This is a genomic window from Prevotella sp. oral taxon 376 (assembly GCF_003043945.1).
Lineage (GTDB): Bacteria > Bacteroidota > Bacteroidia > Bacteroidales > Bacteroidaceae > Prevotella.
On record NZ_PYXG01000001.1, the window covers coordinates 139,564 to 156,185 of the forward strand.

Here is a 16,622-nt window from a genome sequence, read left to right on the forward strand (position 1 = left end):
ACGCTCAATATTGGCTTCAATAACTGAAACTAATCCGAAGGAGAACACCAAAAAGCCTTACACGCAGCAAGTAATGGCCTTACACGCTGCTTGTAACACCGTTACACACAGCTTGTAAAACTACTGCCAACTACTTTCGGACACGCCGGAGATCGTTTGCCTTCCATCCTACCCTTGTCAGGAATAAGAACAGAGACTATTCACGGCCGAGATATTCGGCACACATCTCGGCGCAACGCTCGCCGTCCATGCCCGCCGAAACGATGCCCCCCGCATATCCGGCACCCTCGCCACAGGGGAAGAGACCTTCGAGCCGCACATGCTGAAGCGTCTCCCTGTCGCGCAGGATGCGTACGGGCGAACTGGTGCGGGTCTCCACGGCGATGAGCACCGCCTCGTTGGTGAGGAAGCCACGGGCATGCCTCCCGAAGGTATTGAAACCCTCCTGCAGGCGGGCGACTATCTGCCCGGGCATCCAAAAGTGAAGCGGCGACGAGATAAGACCCGGTGCATAGCTCGACTCCGGAAGGTCATAAGAAAGCCGGTTGTTCACAAAGTCGGCCATCCGCTGCGCCGGGGCGGTCTGCCGCATGTTACCCTGCTGCCAGCAGTCGTGCTCCAGTCGCTCCTGAAAACGCATCACCTTCAGCACATCATCATCCTGCCCGATGTCCTCGGGACGGACTTCCACTACCATGCCCGAATTGCTCCACCTGGTGCCGCGGTTGGCGGGGCTCATGCCGTTGACCACTATCTGCTCCGCCCCCGTGGCTGCCGGGATGACAAATCCTCCCGGACACATGCAGAAACTGTAGACGCCACGACCGCCGACCTGGGTTACGAAGCTGTATTCCGCTGCCGGAAGATACTTGCCGCGACCCTCCCGACGATGGTATTGTATCTGGTCTATGAGTTGCGAGGGATGCTCAAGGCGCACGCCCACGGCGATGCCCTTCGGCTCGATCTCAATTTTCGAGGCGGCCAGATACTGATAGATATCGCGGGCACTATGACCGGTAGCGAGGATGACGGGGCCCCGGAAAGAGACCTCCCGCCCGTCGGGAATACGCACGGCCTCAACGCCCGCAACCTTATCGTTATCCAGAATGAACCCCGTCATCCTGGTCTGGAAGTGCACCTCGCCGCCGTTCTTCAGGATGGTGTTGCGCATGTTCTCGATGACACGCGGCAGCTTGTCGGTGCCGATGTGCGGGTGGGCATCGGCAAGAATGCTCGCCGAGGCTCCGTGCTGGCAGAATACATTCAGGATTTTATCCACCGAGCCACGCTTCTTGCTGCGTGTATAGAGCTTTCCGTCGGAATAAGCCCCTGCTCCTCCTTCCCCGAAGCAGTAGTTGGACTCGCTGTCTATCTTGTGGGTCTTCGTGATGAGGGCGAGGTCTTTCTTGCGCTCATGCACATCCTTGCCCCGCTCAATGACGACGGGACAATACCCGAGTTCTATCAGCCGCAGCGAGGCGAAGAGGCCGCCGGGGCCCTCGCCCACCACAACGACCTTTGGACGGTCGCCCACGAAGGGATACTCGGTTTTCTCATAAGGATCGTCCTGGGGAAACTCATTGATGTAGACACGCACCTTCAGATTCTCGTAGATGGTGCGCTGACGAGCGTCGATGGAGCGTCTCAGCACGCGCACATGCCGGATGGTGCGCACATCGAAGCCCTTCTCATCGGCAATGAAACGGGCAATAGCCTCCTCGCCGGAAGCCTGCTCCGGCAACAGGCGGAGCTGATATTCTTGAATCATGTTGCAAAAGTACAAAAAAAACATATTCCCTTGCAGGAATCAGGAAAAAATATTATTTTTGCCGACGGTACATCCGGACATGAGAATACCGATGCCATGAAACATACCTTATATTATATAGCACTCCTGCTGGCGGCTTGCCGACCGCTTGGCAGCCATGCGCAACAGGCCGACGACATCGTGAGGGGATTCCTGAACCCGCCGCATGAGGCCCGCCCCTATGTGTGGTGGCACTGGATGGACGGCAATGTGAGCAAGGAGGGCATCCGAAAAGACCTCTTGTGGATGAAGGGCCAGGACATCGGAGGCCTGCATCAGTTTGATGCCGGAGGCGTCAACATGCCCAGGGCGGCAAAGGTCAGACTGCCCTATATGTCGGAGGAATGGAAAGACGCCTTCCGCTATGCGCTCCAACTGGCCGACTCCCTGGGGCTCGAAGTGGGCATTGCCAGTGCCCCGGGGTGGAGTTCCACCGGTGGATTCTGGGTGAAACCGGAAGATGCGATGAAGAAACTGGAATGGCGCTCCATCACCGTAAAGGGCGGCAAGATGCTCAAGATGCAACTGCCCGACCTGTATCGCACGGTAGGCTCCTATCAAGACTACTACCAGCCCAACGACCGCATAGAGATAAAGCCCTATGGCGAAGACCTCTGCGTGATTGCCATCCGGCTGCCTTTCGAGGAACTCACGATGCAGGAGATGGGCGCCCGGACAGATGCCAGCGACAGCATCATCACCGTTACATTCCCGCAACGGCATACCATCAAGGCACTCACGCTCAAGTCGATGCAGATGGGCTCACGGCCTCGCGGACGAAAGCCCGAAAGCTGGAATTTCCTGGAATGCAGCGACGACGGCAAGACATGGCGGCCCGTGAGCGAGATATATCCGGCTCGCATACCCTATGCCACTATCGACATTCCCCCTACCACGGCGCGTTTCTTCCGTGTGCGAGGCAAGAAACTCGAAGGGCTGACACTCTATAATATCAGCAAGATAAACCATGCGGAGGAACAGGGGGGATTCGCCCTCAACCCGGATTACAAGAACTATAAGACACCCACCACGCTGCATGCCGTAAACCCAGCCGACATCATCGACCTCACCCCTCGGATGAATGCCGACGGGACACTGCGCTGCCGACTGCCTAAAGGCAAATGGCGCATCTATCGCTTCGGCTGGTCGATTATCGGGAGGGTGAACCATCCGGCCTCTCCGGAGAACACCGGACTTGAGGTAGACAAGATAGACTCGGCCGCATGGACACGATACTTCCGCCATTATTTCGACATTTACAAAGAAGCCGGCGGCGGAATGCTGGGCAAGAAAGGCATCACCCATATCCTCACCGACAGCTATGAGGCCGGCTCCTATACATGGACACCCCGACTGCCGGAAATATTCCTGAAGCGCAGGGGATACGGACTGAAGCCATGGCTGCCCGTGCTGGCGGGCGAGATCATCGGGAGCAGCGAAGAGAGCATGCGCTTCCTGTGGGACTGGCGCAAGACCCTCGGGGAACTGACGGCAGAGAACTATGACCGACTGGACACCATCGCAAGGGAATACGGACTGCAGGGAAGGTATTCGGAATCGCACGAAGGCGAGCGGGCCTACATCGTCGACGGAATGGATGTGAAGCGCCATGCCACCAATCCCATGGCAGCCTTCTGGATGGAAGATACTCCCACGGGCTCATCGATAACGAGTGCTATCGCCGATATCCGCGAGTCGGCATCGGTCGCCCACATCTACGGGCAGAATCGTGTGTCGGCAGAATCGTTCACGGTGAACGGCGACGACCGACACGCCTACACCTATTGTCCGGAAAACATGAAGTATATGGCGGATGTAGCGATGAGTGCGGGCGTAACACGCTTCTTCATTCACGAGTCAGCCTCACAACCCAACGACAACTATTTGCCCGGACTGCAACTATACCGCTATGGCCAATGGTTCCACCGCAATGAGACCTGGGCACATCTGGCCCATACACTCACCGACTATCTGGCCCGCAGCAGCTATCTGCTCGGCAAAGGACATGCCATGGCGGACATCCTGCTCTACTACGGAGAAGACAACAATATCACGAGCCTCTATGGAGGAAGCTTTCGGGAACTCCCGCAGATTCCGCAAGGCTACGAATACGACTTTGCAAGCGCATCGGTACTACGCGGTGAGGTAGCAGCCGTGAACGGGCAGTTGACGACCCGCTCGGGCATGCGCTACAAGATACTGTGGATGGAGAAGAACTGCGAGACGATGTCGCTGGATGTCCTGCAACGCATCTCCGACTTTGCCGATGCGGGCGTAGTGATATGCGGCAAGGAACCGACACAATGTGCTGGCATGAAGGCCGACCGGAATGCCTTCCACAAACTCGTGGACAACATCTGGCATTCCGGGAAGCTGAATGTAACCGACAACCTCGCAGCAGCCATCCGGCTGGCAGGCATAAAGCCTGACTTTGAAAGCAATGTCGCCGCCCGGAATGAGGATGGCCAAGGCATGTGCTATGTGCACCGCCAACAGGACGACAAGTTAGAAATCTATTGGATGAGAAACTTCTCCGGAAAGGATAGAGAAGTAGTGATGAGCTTTCGGCACGGGGGCCGACACGCGACGATATTCGACCCCGCGACGGGACATATACAGCCCATTCAATACAAAAAAGAGAACGGGAGATTCATCGTCAGCCTCAAGATGCTCTCCACCGACGCCCTCTTCGTAGTCTTCTCTCAAGAGCCGCTCGCTATGGGAGAGCCCTTGGAGACCTTTATCGATAACAAGCATCTGAAACATGAACCGCAAAGCGTAAAAGATATCGACACCCCTTGGAACATCCACTTCCGCCAAAAGGGCGGCGGAGAGGCCGATGAATGTTTCGGCACACTGCACTCTTGGACGGAATGCGAGAACCCCATCGTGAAGTATTTTGCGGGAACGGCCGACTACACGACCATTTTCACACTCCAAAAGAATGAACTGAAAGGAACCGAACCCATCTATCTCGACCTGGGAAGCGTGAAGAACATCGCCGAAATATGGATCAACGGCAAGCACGCAGGAACGGAATGGAAGGCTCCGTTCCGCACCGAAAACATCCGGAAACTTCTCCGGAAAGGTGAGAACAAACTTGAAATAAAGGTTACGAACCTATGGGCTAACCGACAGATTGGTGATGTACAGAAAGGTGAAAAGCATCCCGTAACTCAGATCCGAAGATTCTACAAAGCCACCGACCCGTTGCTCCCATCAGGACTGATAGGGCCCATAAGACTGATAAAATGAGGATAGAAGCCTCGTCTTCCATGAGAATCCGGAGAGAGAGGCTCTTATTCAGGCTTTAAAAAAAATCGCTTTTTTTCTTTCATCTTTTCATTTTTTATTATCTTTGCCACCAAGTTCCAGCATGACCCTCTCGTACTGGGGATGATGGAATAATAACCGAAAAAGAAAAGACATGAAAGTGATGAAATTCGGCGGAACATCTGTAGGTTCCGTTTCAAGCATATTGAGCTTGAAGAATATTGTAGAAAAAGAAGTAAAGCAGCAACCTGTAATCGTGGTAGTTAGCGCACTTGGCGGAATTACCGACCAGTTGATTACAACGGCGCAGACAGCCCTCAAAGGTGATGAACGCTGGCATGACAGCTTTGATGTCATGAGGGAACGGCACCAAAAGATGATAGACACGATCATCACCGACAATCTGGACAGAGAAATGTTATTTAATAAGGTGGACCAGTTGTTCGAGCAACTGCGCTCCATCTACTATGGCGTGTATCTCATCCACGACCTGAGCGAGAAGACCCTGGATGCCATCGTAAGCTACGGCGAGCGCCTATCCGCCAACATCGTGGGCACGCTGATTCGCGGATCAAAGAGAATGGACGCCATGGAATTCATCAAGACCGATCGCAAGAACGGGAAACACATGCTCGACTCCGAACTCACCAACCGGCTCATCCACGAAACTTTCAAGGAGCCGCACCGCGTGTGCGTCGTGCCGGGATTCATCGCCACCGACAAGAACACCGGCGAAATCACGAACCTGGGGCGTGGAGGAAGCGACTATACCGCCTCGCTCATCGCCGCGGAACTGGGTGCTGAGGTTCTCGAGATATGGACGGATGTCGACGGATTCATGACCGCCGACCCCAAAGTCATCAAGGGCGCGTACACCATCAACGAGCTGAGCTACATAGAAGCCATGGAGCTCTGCAACTTCGGAGCAAAGGTGATCTATCCCCCCACGATATATCCCGTATGCGTAAAGAATATTCCCATCAGCGTAAAGAACACCTTCAACCCTAAGGGAACGGGCACCGTGATCAAGAGCGAGATAGGCAACGACGGGAAATCCATTAAGGGAATCTCGAGCATCTCCGACACGGCGATCATCCATGTGGCAGGTCTCTCGATGGTAGGAGTAATTGGCGTCAACCGCCGCATCTTCACCGCACTGACCAATGGAGGAATATCAGCCTTCATGGTGGCGCAAGCCTCCTCGGAGAACTCTACCTCCATCGGCGTGCGCGAAGAAGATGCCGATAAGGCGAGGAAGGTGCTCGACGAGGAGTTCGCCCATGAGATCGAGACGGGCGCGATGTTCTCGATGCAGGTGCAGAAAAACCTTTCCACCGTGGCCATCGTAGGCGAGAACATGCGCCACATGCCGGGCATCACGGGAAAGCTCTTCGGAACGCTCGGCAGGAGCGGCATCAGCGTGATTGCCTTTGCGCAAGGAGCCTCCGAGACCAATATCTCGTTCGTCATCGAACGGGAGTATCTGAAGAAGTCGCTGAATGTATTGCACGACTCCTTCTTCCTCTCCGAATATAAGGTGCTCAACCTCTTCATCTGCGGAGTGGGAACAGTGGGCGGCAAACTCATCGAACAGATCCGCTCGCAATACGACGAGCTGAAAGAGCATTCCCGGCTGAAGCTCAATGTAGTAGGCGTCGCCAGTTCCAAGAACGCCATCTTCGACCGTGAGGGGCTCGACCTCACGGACTATCACGAGAAGCTGAGGAACTCGGAGCCAAGCAATCCCGAGCGCCTGCGCGACAGCATCATCCGGATGAACATTTTCAACTCGGTATTCGTAGACTGTACTGCCAACAAAGACATTGCCTGCCTCTACCAGAGCCTGCTGGAACATAATGTGAGCGTGGTGGCAGCCAACAAGATTGCCGCCTCTTCGCAATACGAGAACTATGCGTGCTTGAAAGAGACCGCCCTGAAGCGTGGCGTGAAGTTTCTCTTCGAGACGAATGTTGGGGCGGGACTGCCTATCATCGGTACCATCAACGACCTTCGAAACTCGGGAGACAAGATTCTGAAGATAGAGGCCGTCCTGAGCGGCACCCTGAACTTCATCTTCAACACCCTCTCGGAAGAGGTTCCCTTCTCTGAAACCGTGAAGAGAGCCAAGGAGCAGGGCTACTCCGAGCCCGACCCCCGCATCGACCTGAGCGGCACCGATGTAGTCCGCAAGCTCGTCATCCTTACGCGCGAAGCCGGATATAGAGTGGAACAGGCCGATGTGGAGAAACACCTCTTCGTGCCCGACGCTTACCTCAAGGGCAGCCAAGATGACTTCTGGGAACTATTGCCCAAGCTCGACGCAGGATTCGAGACCGAACGGAAAAAGCTGGAGAAGGAAGGAAAGCGATGGCGTTTCGTGGCAACAATGGAAAACGGAAAGACCCGCGTGGGCCTCGAGGCCGTAGGCCCGACACACCCATTCTATCACCTTGAAGGCTCCAACAACATTCTCCTGCTCACCACGGAACGCTACAAGGAATATCCGATGCAGATAAAGGGATACGGCGCAGGTGCCAGCGTTACGGCTGCCGGCGTATTTGCCAACATCATGTCGATAGCGAATATTTAGCAAAACGGAATCCATTGATTCCCAAAGGAATACAGCCGCGAAAGTAAAAGGCCATCTTTTACTCGCCTTTTAACCGTTAGAAGCACTCCTTCTAACGGCCTTTTACTCGCCTTTTAGCCGCCTTTTACAATTCTGTTTCTCGCACCCCGCATTCAACAAGGATGACGAAGAGCATCGACTAAGAATTCTTAACAAATAAAAATCGACTTTTTCCTTGCAGGGTTCCACAAAAAATTAGTATATTTGCAAGAAATAACAACTTAAAACCATGCTATGATATACATTGACCTGCCCGACAAGCAAGTACGCCGTTTGAGTTTCTACCTATCCATGGAAGAGTTTGCCGCACGCAACCTAAGTTTCGACGAGGATTTGTTCTTCATGTGGCAAGTAAATCCCACCGTCATCTTCGGACGCAACCAAGTCATCGAGAACGAGGTGAACATCGAGTATTGCACGAAGCATGGCATCGAGATGTATCGCCGCAAAAGCGGTGGCGGATGCGTCTATGCCGACATGAGCAATGTGATGCTGTCCTACATCACCAGCGACGCGAACGTGGACGAAACCTTCGGCCGCTATCTCGACATGGTGACGGCAGCCCTCCGGAGCCTCGGCATCGAGGCCGTGAAGAGCGACCACAACGACATCATGATCGGCGAAAAGAAGGTTTCGGGCAACGCCATCTATCACCTCCCAGGAAAGAACATCGCCCACGGAACCCTGCTTTACGACACCGACATGGAGAATATGCTCCAAGCAATAACACCATCGAAGCAGAAACTCTCGAAGCACGGAGTGGAAAGCGTCAGGCAGCGCATCTGTCTCCTCAAGGACTACACACCCTTCTCCTTCCCCGAAATCAGGAAGCGGCTCAGGGAACATCTCTGCTCCACGCAGTATACCCTGACACCCGCAGACATCAGGATGACCGAGGAAATAGAGAAAGAGTATCTCGACAGAGACTTCATTTTTGGAACGAAACAACTTTAACTACTGATCATATGGAAAATAAAAGGACTTGTCTATACGACAAACATGTGGCTTTAGGCGCCCTGATCTCTCCGTTCGGAGGATTCGACATGCCTATCCAGTACTCTTCTATCATCGAGGAGCACAACGCGGTAAGGCAGCATTGCGGGGTCTTCGATGTGTCTCACATGGGAGAAGTCATCGTGAGCGGCCGTGAAGCAGAGAAGTTCGTCAACTACATCTTCACCAACGATGTTACCAATATGCCCGTCGGCAAGGTCATGTATGGCATGATGTGCTATCCCGACGGCGGCACCGTCGACGACACCTGCATCTGCAAGCTCGACAAAAACCTATTCCTCATGACCATCAATGCCTCGAATATCGACAAGGATAATGAGTGGATCAAAGAGCACTCCGAAAGGTTCGATGCCGTAATCTGCTATAAGAGCGACTACTTTGGCCAGCTGGCCATCCAGGGCCCGGAGGCCGAGAAAGTTGTGGAAACGGTGCTGAGCATCCCTTGCAAAGACCTTGGCTTCTATGAGGTGAAGACGCTCGACCGTTTCGACGAGAACATCATCATCTCGCGAACAGGCTATACAGGCGAAGACGGCTTCGAGATTTACGGCACCCATGACTTTATCCGCAACTGTTGGGACAAACTGATGGAAGCCGGCATAGCTCCCTGCGGACTCGGCTGCCGCGACACCCTTCGCTTCGAAGTGGGCCTGCCGCTCTATGGCGACGAGCTTTCCAAGGAGATTTCTCCTATCATGGCAGGACTGAGCATGTTCGTCAAACTCGACAAACCTGAATTCATCGGCAGAGAAGCACTCCTCGAGCAGAAGACCAATGGCGTGGCAAAACGCCTGCGCGGCATCGAACTCCACGACAAAGCCATCCCTCGCCATGGATACAAAGTGCTAAAAGACGGAAAGGAAGTGGGGGAAATCACCACAGGCTATCGCCTCATCTCCACAGAGAAGAGCTGTGCCGTGGCACTCGTCGACAGCGACATCAAGCTGGGCGACGAAGTAGAAATCCAGATTCGCAAGAAGACATTCCCTGGCACCATCGTCAAAAAGAAGTTCTACGAAAAACATTATAAAAAATAAATAAGAACTATGGCTAAAGTTATTGAAGGACTCTATTACAGTGAGTCGCACGAGTTTGTAAAGGTTGAAGGCAACTTCGGCTATGTAGGAATCACCGACTATGCTCAGCACGAACTGGGCAATGTGGTATATGTCGATATGCCGGAAATAGATGATGAGGTTACCGCCGGCGAAGAATTTGGTGCCGTAGAGAGCGTAAAGGCTGCCTCTGATTTGGTGTCGCCCATTTCCGGTACCGTCGTTGAAATCAACGAAGCACTCGAAGATACCCCCGAACTCATCAATCAGGACGCTTTCGGAAACTGGATTATGAAAGTAGAATTCTCCGACAAAAGCGAGCTTGACGGTCTGATGGACGCGGCAGCTTATAAGGCTCTCACTGAGAAATAGACTAAAAACCAAAAACCGAAGGACATGAAGGATTGAATGAAAGTTGCGTTTCTTCATTCCTTCATTCCTTATTTTCAGCAAACTATGGCATACAAATATTTCCCACATACCGAGGAAAACATCAAGGAAATGCTCGCCAAGATTGGTGCTGGCTCTCTGGAAGACCTCTATGCAGAACTGCCAGACAGCGTAAAACTGAAGCGCGACTACAAATTGCCCGAAGCTTTGAGCGAGGTGGAAATCCGCTGTCTGTTCGACAAACTGGGCAAGAAAAATAAACAACTCACCTGCTTCGCGGGTGCCGGCACTTACGACCACTATACCCCTTCTGCCATCCCGCAGTTGGTGGAGCGGTCGGAATTCCTGACAAGCTATACTCCCTATCAGGCCGAGATATCCCAAGGCACACTCCACTACATCTTTGAATATCAAAGCATGATGGCCGAACTCACGGGCATGGAGGTCTCCAATGCATCCATGTATGAGGGAAGCACCGCAACCGCAGAGGCCGTCCTGATGGCTAAAGCCGCCGCAAAGAAGGCCGAGAAGGTACTCATCTCAGAAACCGTAGACCCGAAGATTCTTGCCGTCATCAAAACCTATGCCCATTATCATGGCGTAGGAATCGAGATGGTAAAGGCCCGCGACGGGGCCACCGACAAGCAGGATCTGAAGGTAAAGCTGGCAGAAGGAGGAGTTGCAGGAGTTGTATTACAACAGCCCAACCGCTACGGCATCGTTGAAGACTTCACGGGAGTGGCCGATCTTTGCCACGAGCAGAAAGCTCTCTTCATCCTGAACAGCAACCCAGCCGACCTCGCCTTGCTGAAGACTCCCGGTGAATGGGGAGCAGACATCGCTGTCGGCGACGGCCAGTCGCTCGGTATCCCCATGAATTTTGGTGGTGTTTCCGTAGGTTACATGTGCTGCACAGAGAAGCTGACGCGCAAGATGCCGGGACGCATCGTGGGCAAGACGCTCGATCAGGACGGTAAGCGCTGCTTCGTATTGACCCTTCAGGCACGCGAACAGCACATCCGTAGACAGAAGGCCACCTCCAATATCTGCTCCAATGAATCCCTCATGGCACTATGGGTAACCATGTACATGAGCTTCATGGGCAAGGAAGGGCTTAAGGAGGCTGCCCAGATTTCCTATGATGGAGCCCACTATCTCTATGACGAGCTCCTCAAGACCGGCCGCTTCAAGCCGGCGTTCAATCAGCCGTTCTTCAATGAATTCTGCGTGAAATACGACGGTGATGTCGACGCTTTGCTGAAGAAACTGGAAGAGAATGGTATCCTTGGCGGCATCAAAGTAGGTGGCGACACCCTGATGATGGCCGTTACCGAGAAGCGAACCAAGGACGAAGTTGACAACTTAATTGCATTGTGTCATGAATAATAAGCTATATGGAAATCTGATTTTCGAGTTATCCCAGAAAGGACGCCGCGGCTATTCACTTCCCAAGAATCAGTTCGGGCATCACGAGATGCCTGCCGACGAGAAGAGGTCTGCCGACGCAGAGCTTCCCGAATGCGATGAGATGACCGTGGTCCGCCATTACACCAACCTAAGCGAGAACAACTTTGGTGTGAACAATGGCTTCTATCCCCTCGGCTCGTGTACGATGAAATACAATCCCACTATCAACGAGGAGATCTGCAACCTACCCGCGTTTACCAACCTGCATCCCCTCCAACCGCTCGGCACTTGTCAGGGAGCCCTCGAGATTGAGTATAACCTACAACAGGCTCTTGCCGAGATTTCAGGGCTGAGCGACTTTACCCTTAACCCCTGCGCAGGTGCCCATGGAGAGCTTACGGGCCTGATGATCATCCGCAGCTATCATCAGGCGCGCCACGACAACAAGCGCACGAAGGTGATCGTGCCCGATTCAGCTCACGGTACCAACCCTGCCTCGGCAGCCGTATGCGGACTGGAGATCGTGGAAGTGAAGAGCACGGTCGACGGCCTTGTCGATGTGGAAGACCTAAAGCCATTGCTCGGCGACGATATTGCCGCCATCATGATGACGAACCCCAACACCCTCGGACTGTTCGAGACAAAGATTCCGGAAATAGAAAAACTTGTCCACGGATGCGGTGCCCTGATGTATTACGACGGGGCCAACCTGAATCCGATGCTCGGAGCAGCCCGCCCCGGCGACATGGGATTCGATGTCATGCACATCAATCTCCACAAGACCTTCTCGACTCCTCATGGCGGAGGAGGACCTGGCAGCGGTCCTGTCGGTGTGCGCGAGGGGCTGGAAGAGTTCCTTCCCTCGCCCCATGTGGTAAAGGAAGGCGACAAATTCACCCTGGTGGAAAACCATTTCAACCATGTAGGACCTTATTTGGGCAACTTCAGCGTCATCGTCCGTGCTTATACCTATATATTAACTCTCGGGTATGAGCACCTGAAGAGGGTCGGCCCGCTGGCCACCCTCAACGCCAACTACATCAAGGAATGCCTGAAGGATGCCTACGAGCTCCCGATCAAAGGCCTCTGCAAGCACGAATTTGTCTTCAACGGACTGAAGGACAAGTCAACCGGCGTTACCACGATGGATATTGCCAAGCGCCTGCTCGACTTCGGGTATCACGCTCCGACCATCTATTTCCCCCTGCTTTTCCATGAGGCAATGATGATTGAGCCTACTGAGAATGAGAGCAAAGAAACCATCGACGGATTCATCGATGTGATGCACCGGATTGCCAAGGAGGCCATCGAGACCCCCGACATCGTAAAGAGCGCACCACACGACGCTCCTATCAGGCGTGTCGACGATGTGCTTGCCGCAAAGAATCCAATACTAACCTATAAGCAATTGGTAAATGACGAAAACTGATTTGATTATCATCGGTAGTGGCCCGGGGGGCTATCGGGCCGCCCAATATGCCGCGAAGAACGGTCTTCAGGTCATTATCTTTGAAGACAAACATGCGGGGGGAGTATGCCTGAACGAAGGCTGCATCCCCACAAAATCGCTCGTCCACGACTCTCTGAAAGGCACTCTGTTTGCCGAGGCCATGGAGCGCAAAGCCCAAATCAGCGACCAGCTCCGCAACGGAGTAGAGCTGCTGATGAAGTCGCCGGGCATTCAGATGATCCATGCTCACGCCTCTTTCAAGGATGCAAAGACCGTGGTAACGCCTGAAGGAGAAGAGTACGAGGCCGACAACATCATTATAGCGACGGGTTCTCATTCCAAGATGCCCCCCATTCCGGACATCAACCGCCCGGAAGTAATGACATCCACCGAGCTCCTTGGGCTCAAGGAACTGCCAAGGCGACTGGCCATCGTCGGCGCCGGGGTCATCGGCATGGAGTTTGCCTCCACCTTCCATCGCATGGGAGCGGAGGTGGAAGTCTATGAATTCCTGAAGGAATGCCTTCCCGCGATGGACAAGGATCTTGCCAAGCGACTGCGCAAGTCGATGGAGAAGTCGGGAATCAAGTTTAACATGGGCTTCAGCGTGAGCTCCATCGAGGCCTTGCATGCCGATGCCGTGCTGGTGGCTACCGGCCGTGGTGCCAATACCGAAGGCCTGAATCTTGAGGCTGCCGGAGTGGCGTTCGACCGTCGCGGCATCCCCGTAGACGACAACATGCAGAGCTCCGTGCCCCATATTTATGCCATCGGCGATGTCAACGCCCGCATGATGCTTGCCCACGCAGCCACCTTCCAAGGCTTCCGTGCCGTCAACCATATTCTCGGCAAGGAGGACAGGATTCGTCTGGACATTGTCCCCGCGGCGGTGTTTACAAGCCCGGAGATGGCCTCTGTAGGCATTACCGAGGAGCAGGCCAAGGCCGAAGGGCTGGAATACAGGTCCAAGAAAGGCTTCTACCGCGCCAACGGAAAGGCCTTGGCGGAAGAGGCCGCCGAAGGCATTGCCAAGATTCTGGTGGATGGAAACGGAAAGATCATAGGCTGCCATGTGCTCGGCGCGCATGCCGCCGACCTCGTGCAGGAGATTACCGCGCTGATGAACTTCAACGCCACGCTCGACGATCTGAAGCACATCATCCACATTCACCCCACCCTGAGCGAGATTCTTCAGGACATCGCCATCGACGAGTGATACAGCGCAAAGGAGCTATCTGCTAATAGACAGCTCCTTTTTTATAGCCCCAAACGAGCCTAAAAAGCAATCCCCTTCCCTTTATAAGGAAAGAGGATTGTGCCTTTTGCTTGAGAGAGACTCGCCTTAAGCAGCTTTCTTAACTGTTTCAGACGCCTTCTTGGTAGCCTTTTTCCTCATCGTGGCAAGCTGCTTGGTTACCTCCTTTTCGGCGTCCTTGGTTTCGTCGGCGATCTTTCCGGCAGCTTCTTTAGCCGTGGCATTTCTTCATTTCCGCTTGTTTCTCTTGAAATCCAGCGAACAAATATATAGTAATTTATTTGAAAAACAAGCTATTTCGCCAGAAAGACAAACATGCTCATTGAAAGTAATTGAAATAAATGAACAACAAGGCTCCCACGAGCAACATCAGGATAAGGGTCTTGACGAGGCAACTGGCAATCTTCTTCACTACGATGAAACCCACCACGACGGCGATGAGCACAAAGATATAATAGGCAAAATTATGTTCCATAGCGGTTTATTTGAATAGTTTTCTAAATGCGGAGGGTATCGGCGTCTCGAATTCCACGCGCCGATGGGTTACGGGATGCACGAAGCAGAGCAGATAGGCATGCAGGCAGAGACGCCCTACGGGGTCGTCGCCATTGCCATATTTGGTATCTCCGCACACGGGATGCCCCATGTCGGCACTGTGCACGCGAATCTGGTTCTTGCGCCCTGTCTCCAGCCGGAACTCCACCAAGGAATGCTCTGTGGTGCGGTCGAGGACATGGAAGTGGGTAACGGCGTATTTTCCTCCGTTGTCGACCGGCGACGAGAAGGTTACATAAGCCTTGTTATCCTTCAGCCAATTGGCTATCGTTCCCTCGTCGTCCTCCACCTCACCCGAGACGACGGCCACATAGCGACGGTCGTAAACGATGTTGTGCCAGTCGCTTTCGAACATCTGCCCGGTCTGCATATCCTTGGCGTAAATCATCAAACCGGATGTATCGCGGTCGAGGCGGTGCACCACATGCGCCGTACATTTCTGCCTCGTCTGGCGGAAATAGTCGTCAAGAATCGATTTCACATTCATCGAACCGTGCCCCGCCGCCATGCTCAAGACCCCGACATTCTTCTCGACGACCACCAGATAGCGGTCTTCGTAGACGAGTTTCAGATGACGGCTGCGAAACCTCTCGTTGTTTTTCTTCGAACGGCTGACGCTCAGTTTATCACCTTTTTTCAACAGATGGTCGAACTGTGTCGTCTTCTTGCCATTCACAAGGATGCCATGCCCTTTGAGCGTGGCCTTTATCTTCGACTTGCTCTCTCCCTTCAGGTTCTCCAGGAGCCATTCCAGAAGGGGCTTGTCATCGGCTACGACGAAGTGGTCGTAGTCGCCTTGCTTCCCGTTATCGTTGTTTTTTATCATCTTGTCGGCAAAGGTACATAAAACTCGGAGAAACGAGGCGTTTTACCCGAAATTTCATTCTTTATTCCGTTTTTTCCACTTGCATGTCAAGAAGATCGGCCTGTGATCGCTGGCAACGGGCTCAACGGCGACGCCGCGGGCCTGCACCTTCACCTTCCGAAACTGCCGCCCCTGCAGCACATAGTCAAGCGTCTCCGTGGGAGCGTCGGCAGGAAAAGTCTTGCTGACCGCGGCGGAGAGGATGCGGAAGTCCTTGTCCAGCCTCTTTGTAAAGGCCGGCGTGGAATCCTCGTTCAGGTCGCCGAGCACGAATACGGGCTTGTCCTTCACATCGCTCACGGCCTCCTGAATCTTCCGGAGCGAGGTCCATCGGTCGGCATCCGTCAGCGAGAGGTGGGTGCAGCAGACCACATAGTCCCTGAAATCGGCACGCAGCAGCACGCGGGGCTCTTCCGTTCCCGGCAAGGGGTATATGGAAACGGCGCAAGGTTCCTCCCTGGAGAGGATTCCCACGCCATATTTGCCCCCATCGAAATGAATGGCCGGTGCGAAGATGGCCTTCATGGCCGTGCGCGAAGCCAGCTCCTCGAGCACATAGCGGCCTCCCGAACGCCGCGTGGCACTGTCCACCTCCTGAAGGGCCACCACATCGGGATGGCAATGATCAATAACCCCGGCGGTGCGGCCATAGTCAATCTTCTCATCCATTCCCTGGCAATGACGGATGTTATAACTCATCAGCGTGAGTTGCTGGGCGTGCAGCCCAAGGGCACAGGACAATGTGCACAGCAACGATAGGATTCTCTTCATGGCAATCGGTTTTTGTTGCAAAGATACATTATTTTTCCGAGAACGGTTTCTTTTCCCATCATTTTTGGGATATGTAGCCAACTCCCTTCTTAACATTTTTAACTTAACAAAGAATGGGAAGAAGTCTTCTGGAAAAACGCAAACCAGCCTT

The 16,622-nt window shown here is 53.7% G+C and carries 12 protein-coding genes; 8 read left to right on the forward strand and 4 right to left on the reverse strand.

All coding sequences use genetic code 11. From position 1 onward, the window contains the following. Positions 1-196: 196 nt before the first annotated feature. Positions 197-1,768 carry an NAD(P)/FAD-dependent oxidoreductase gene (locus C7120_RS00640; protein WP_107619927.1) on the reverse strand — a complete coding sequence of 524 codons (1,572 nt, stop codon included), beginning with the start codon at positions 1,766-1,768 and terminating at the stop codon, positions 197-199. Positions 1,769-1,864: 96 nt separating this feature from the next. On the opposite strand from C7120_RS00640, the gene C7120_RS00645 reads away from it, so the two are divergent. The 8 genes from C7120_RS00645 to lpdA all read left to right on the forward strand — a co-directional run bounded on the left by C7120_RS00645 (position 1,865) and on the right by lpdA (position 14,241). After that, entirely contained in the window at positions 1,865-5,062 is a 3,198-nt protein-coding gene (locus C7120_RS00645) for a glycosyl hydrolase (protein ID WP_107621324.1), read from the forward strand. Between the two features lie 172 nt (positions 5,063-5,234). Beyond that, on the forward strand, positions 5,235-7,670 hold the full coding sequence (gene thrA / locus C7120_RS00650) for a bifunctional aspartate kinase/homoserine dehydrogenase I (RefSeq protein WP_107619928.1): 2,436 nt from the start codon (positions 5,235-5,237) through the stop codon (positions 7,668-7,670). A gap of 273 nt (positions 7,671-7,943) precedes the next feature. Beyond that, positions 7,944-8,663, forward strand: a complete 720-nt coding sequence (locus tag C7120_RS00655; protein ID WP_107619929.1) for a biotin/lipoate A/B protein ligase family protein — start codon at positions 7,944-7,946, stop codon at positions 8,661-8,663. A gap of 11 nt (positions 8,664-8,674) precedes the next feature. Next, positions 8,675-9,760, forward strand: a complete 1,086-nt coding sequence (gene gcvT / locus C7120_RS00660) for a glycine cleavage system aminomethyltransferase GcvT (RefSeq protein WP_107619930.1) — start codon at positions 8,675-8,677, stop codon at positions 9,758-9,760. Between the two features lie 9 nt (positions 9,761-9,769). Continuing rightward, positions 9,770-10,150, forward strand: coding sequence for a glycine cleavage system protein GcvH (gcvH, locus tag C7120_RS00665; RefSeq protein ID WP_107619931.1), 381 nt, complete (start codon positions 9,770-9,772; stop codon positions 10,148-10,150). Positions 10,151-10,234: 84 nt separating this feature from the next. Beyond that, the gene (gene gcvPA / locus C7120_RS00670) at positions 10,235-11,554 is read left to right on the forward strand and encodes an aminomethyl-transferring glycine dehydrogenase subunit GcvPA (protein ID WP_107619932.1); all 1,320 of its coding nucleotides are present in this window, start codon (positions 10,235-10,237) and stop codon (positions 11,552-11,554) included. Then, positions 11,547-13,004 carry an aminomethyl-transferring glycine dehydrogenase subunit GcvPB gene (gene gcvPB / locus C7120_RS00675; RefSeq protein ID WP_107619933.1) on the forward strand — a complete coding sequence of 486 codons (1,458 nt, stop codon included), beginning with the start codon at positions 11,547-11,549 and terminating at the stop codon, positions 13,002-13,004. Before gcvPA ends, gcvPB begins: the two co-directional genes overlap by 8 nt. Then, positions 12,991-14,241 carry a dihydrolipoyl dehydrogenase gene (lpdA, locus tag C7120_RS00680; protein WP_107619934.1) on the forward strand — a complete coding sequence of 417 codons (1,251 nt, stop codon included), beginning with the start codon at positions 12,991-12,993 and terminating at the stop codon, positions 14,239-14,241. The genes gcvPB and lpdA overlap by 14 nt, the downstream gene beginning before the upstream one ends. A gap of 358 nt (positions 14,242-14,599) precedes the next feature. Here lpdA and C7120_RS13995 read toward each other — a convergent pair whose 3' ends face one another. From C7120_RS13995 to C7120_RS00690, 3 genes are read right to left on the reverse strand one after another with little or no spacing between them, the layout of a single operon-like run. Next, complete coding sequence (locus C7120_RS13995) at positions 14,600-14,755, reverse strand: hypothetical protein (protein WP_199220662.1); 156 nt, start codon at positions 14,753-14,755, stop codon at positions 14,600-14,602. Between the two features lie 6 nt (positions 14,756-14,761). After that, a complete protein-coding gene (locus tag C7120_RS00685) occupies positions 14,762-15,661 on the reverse strand; it encodes an RluA family pseudouridine synthase (protein WP_107619935.1) in 900 nt (299 codons plus the stop codon). Between the two features lie 54 nt (positions 15,662-15,715). Further along, complete coding sequence (locus C7120_RS00690; RefSeq protein ID WP_107619936.1) at positions 15,716-16,471, reverse strand: endonuclease/exonuclease/phosphatase family protein; 756 nt, start codon at positions 16,469-16,471, stop codon at positions 15,716-15,718. Positions 16,472-16,622: the final 151 nt, after the last annotated feature.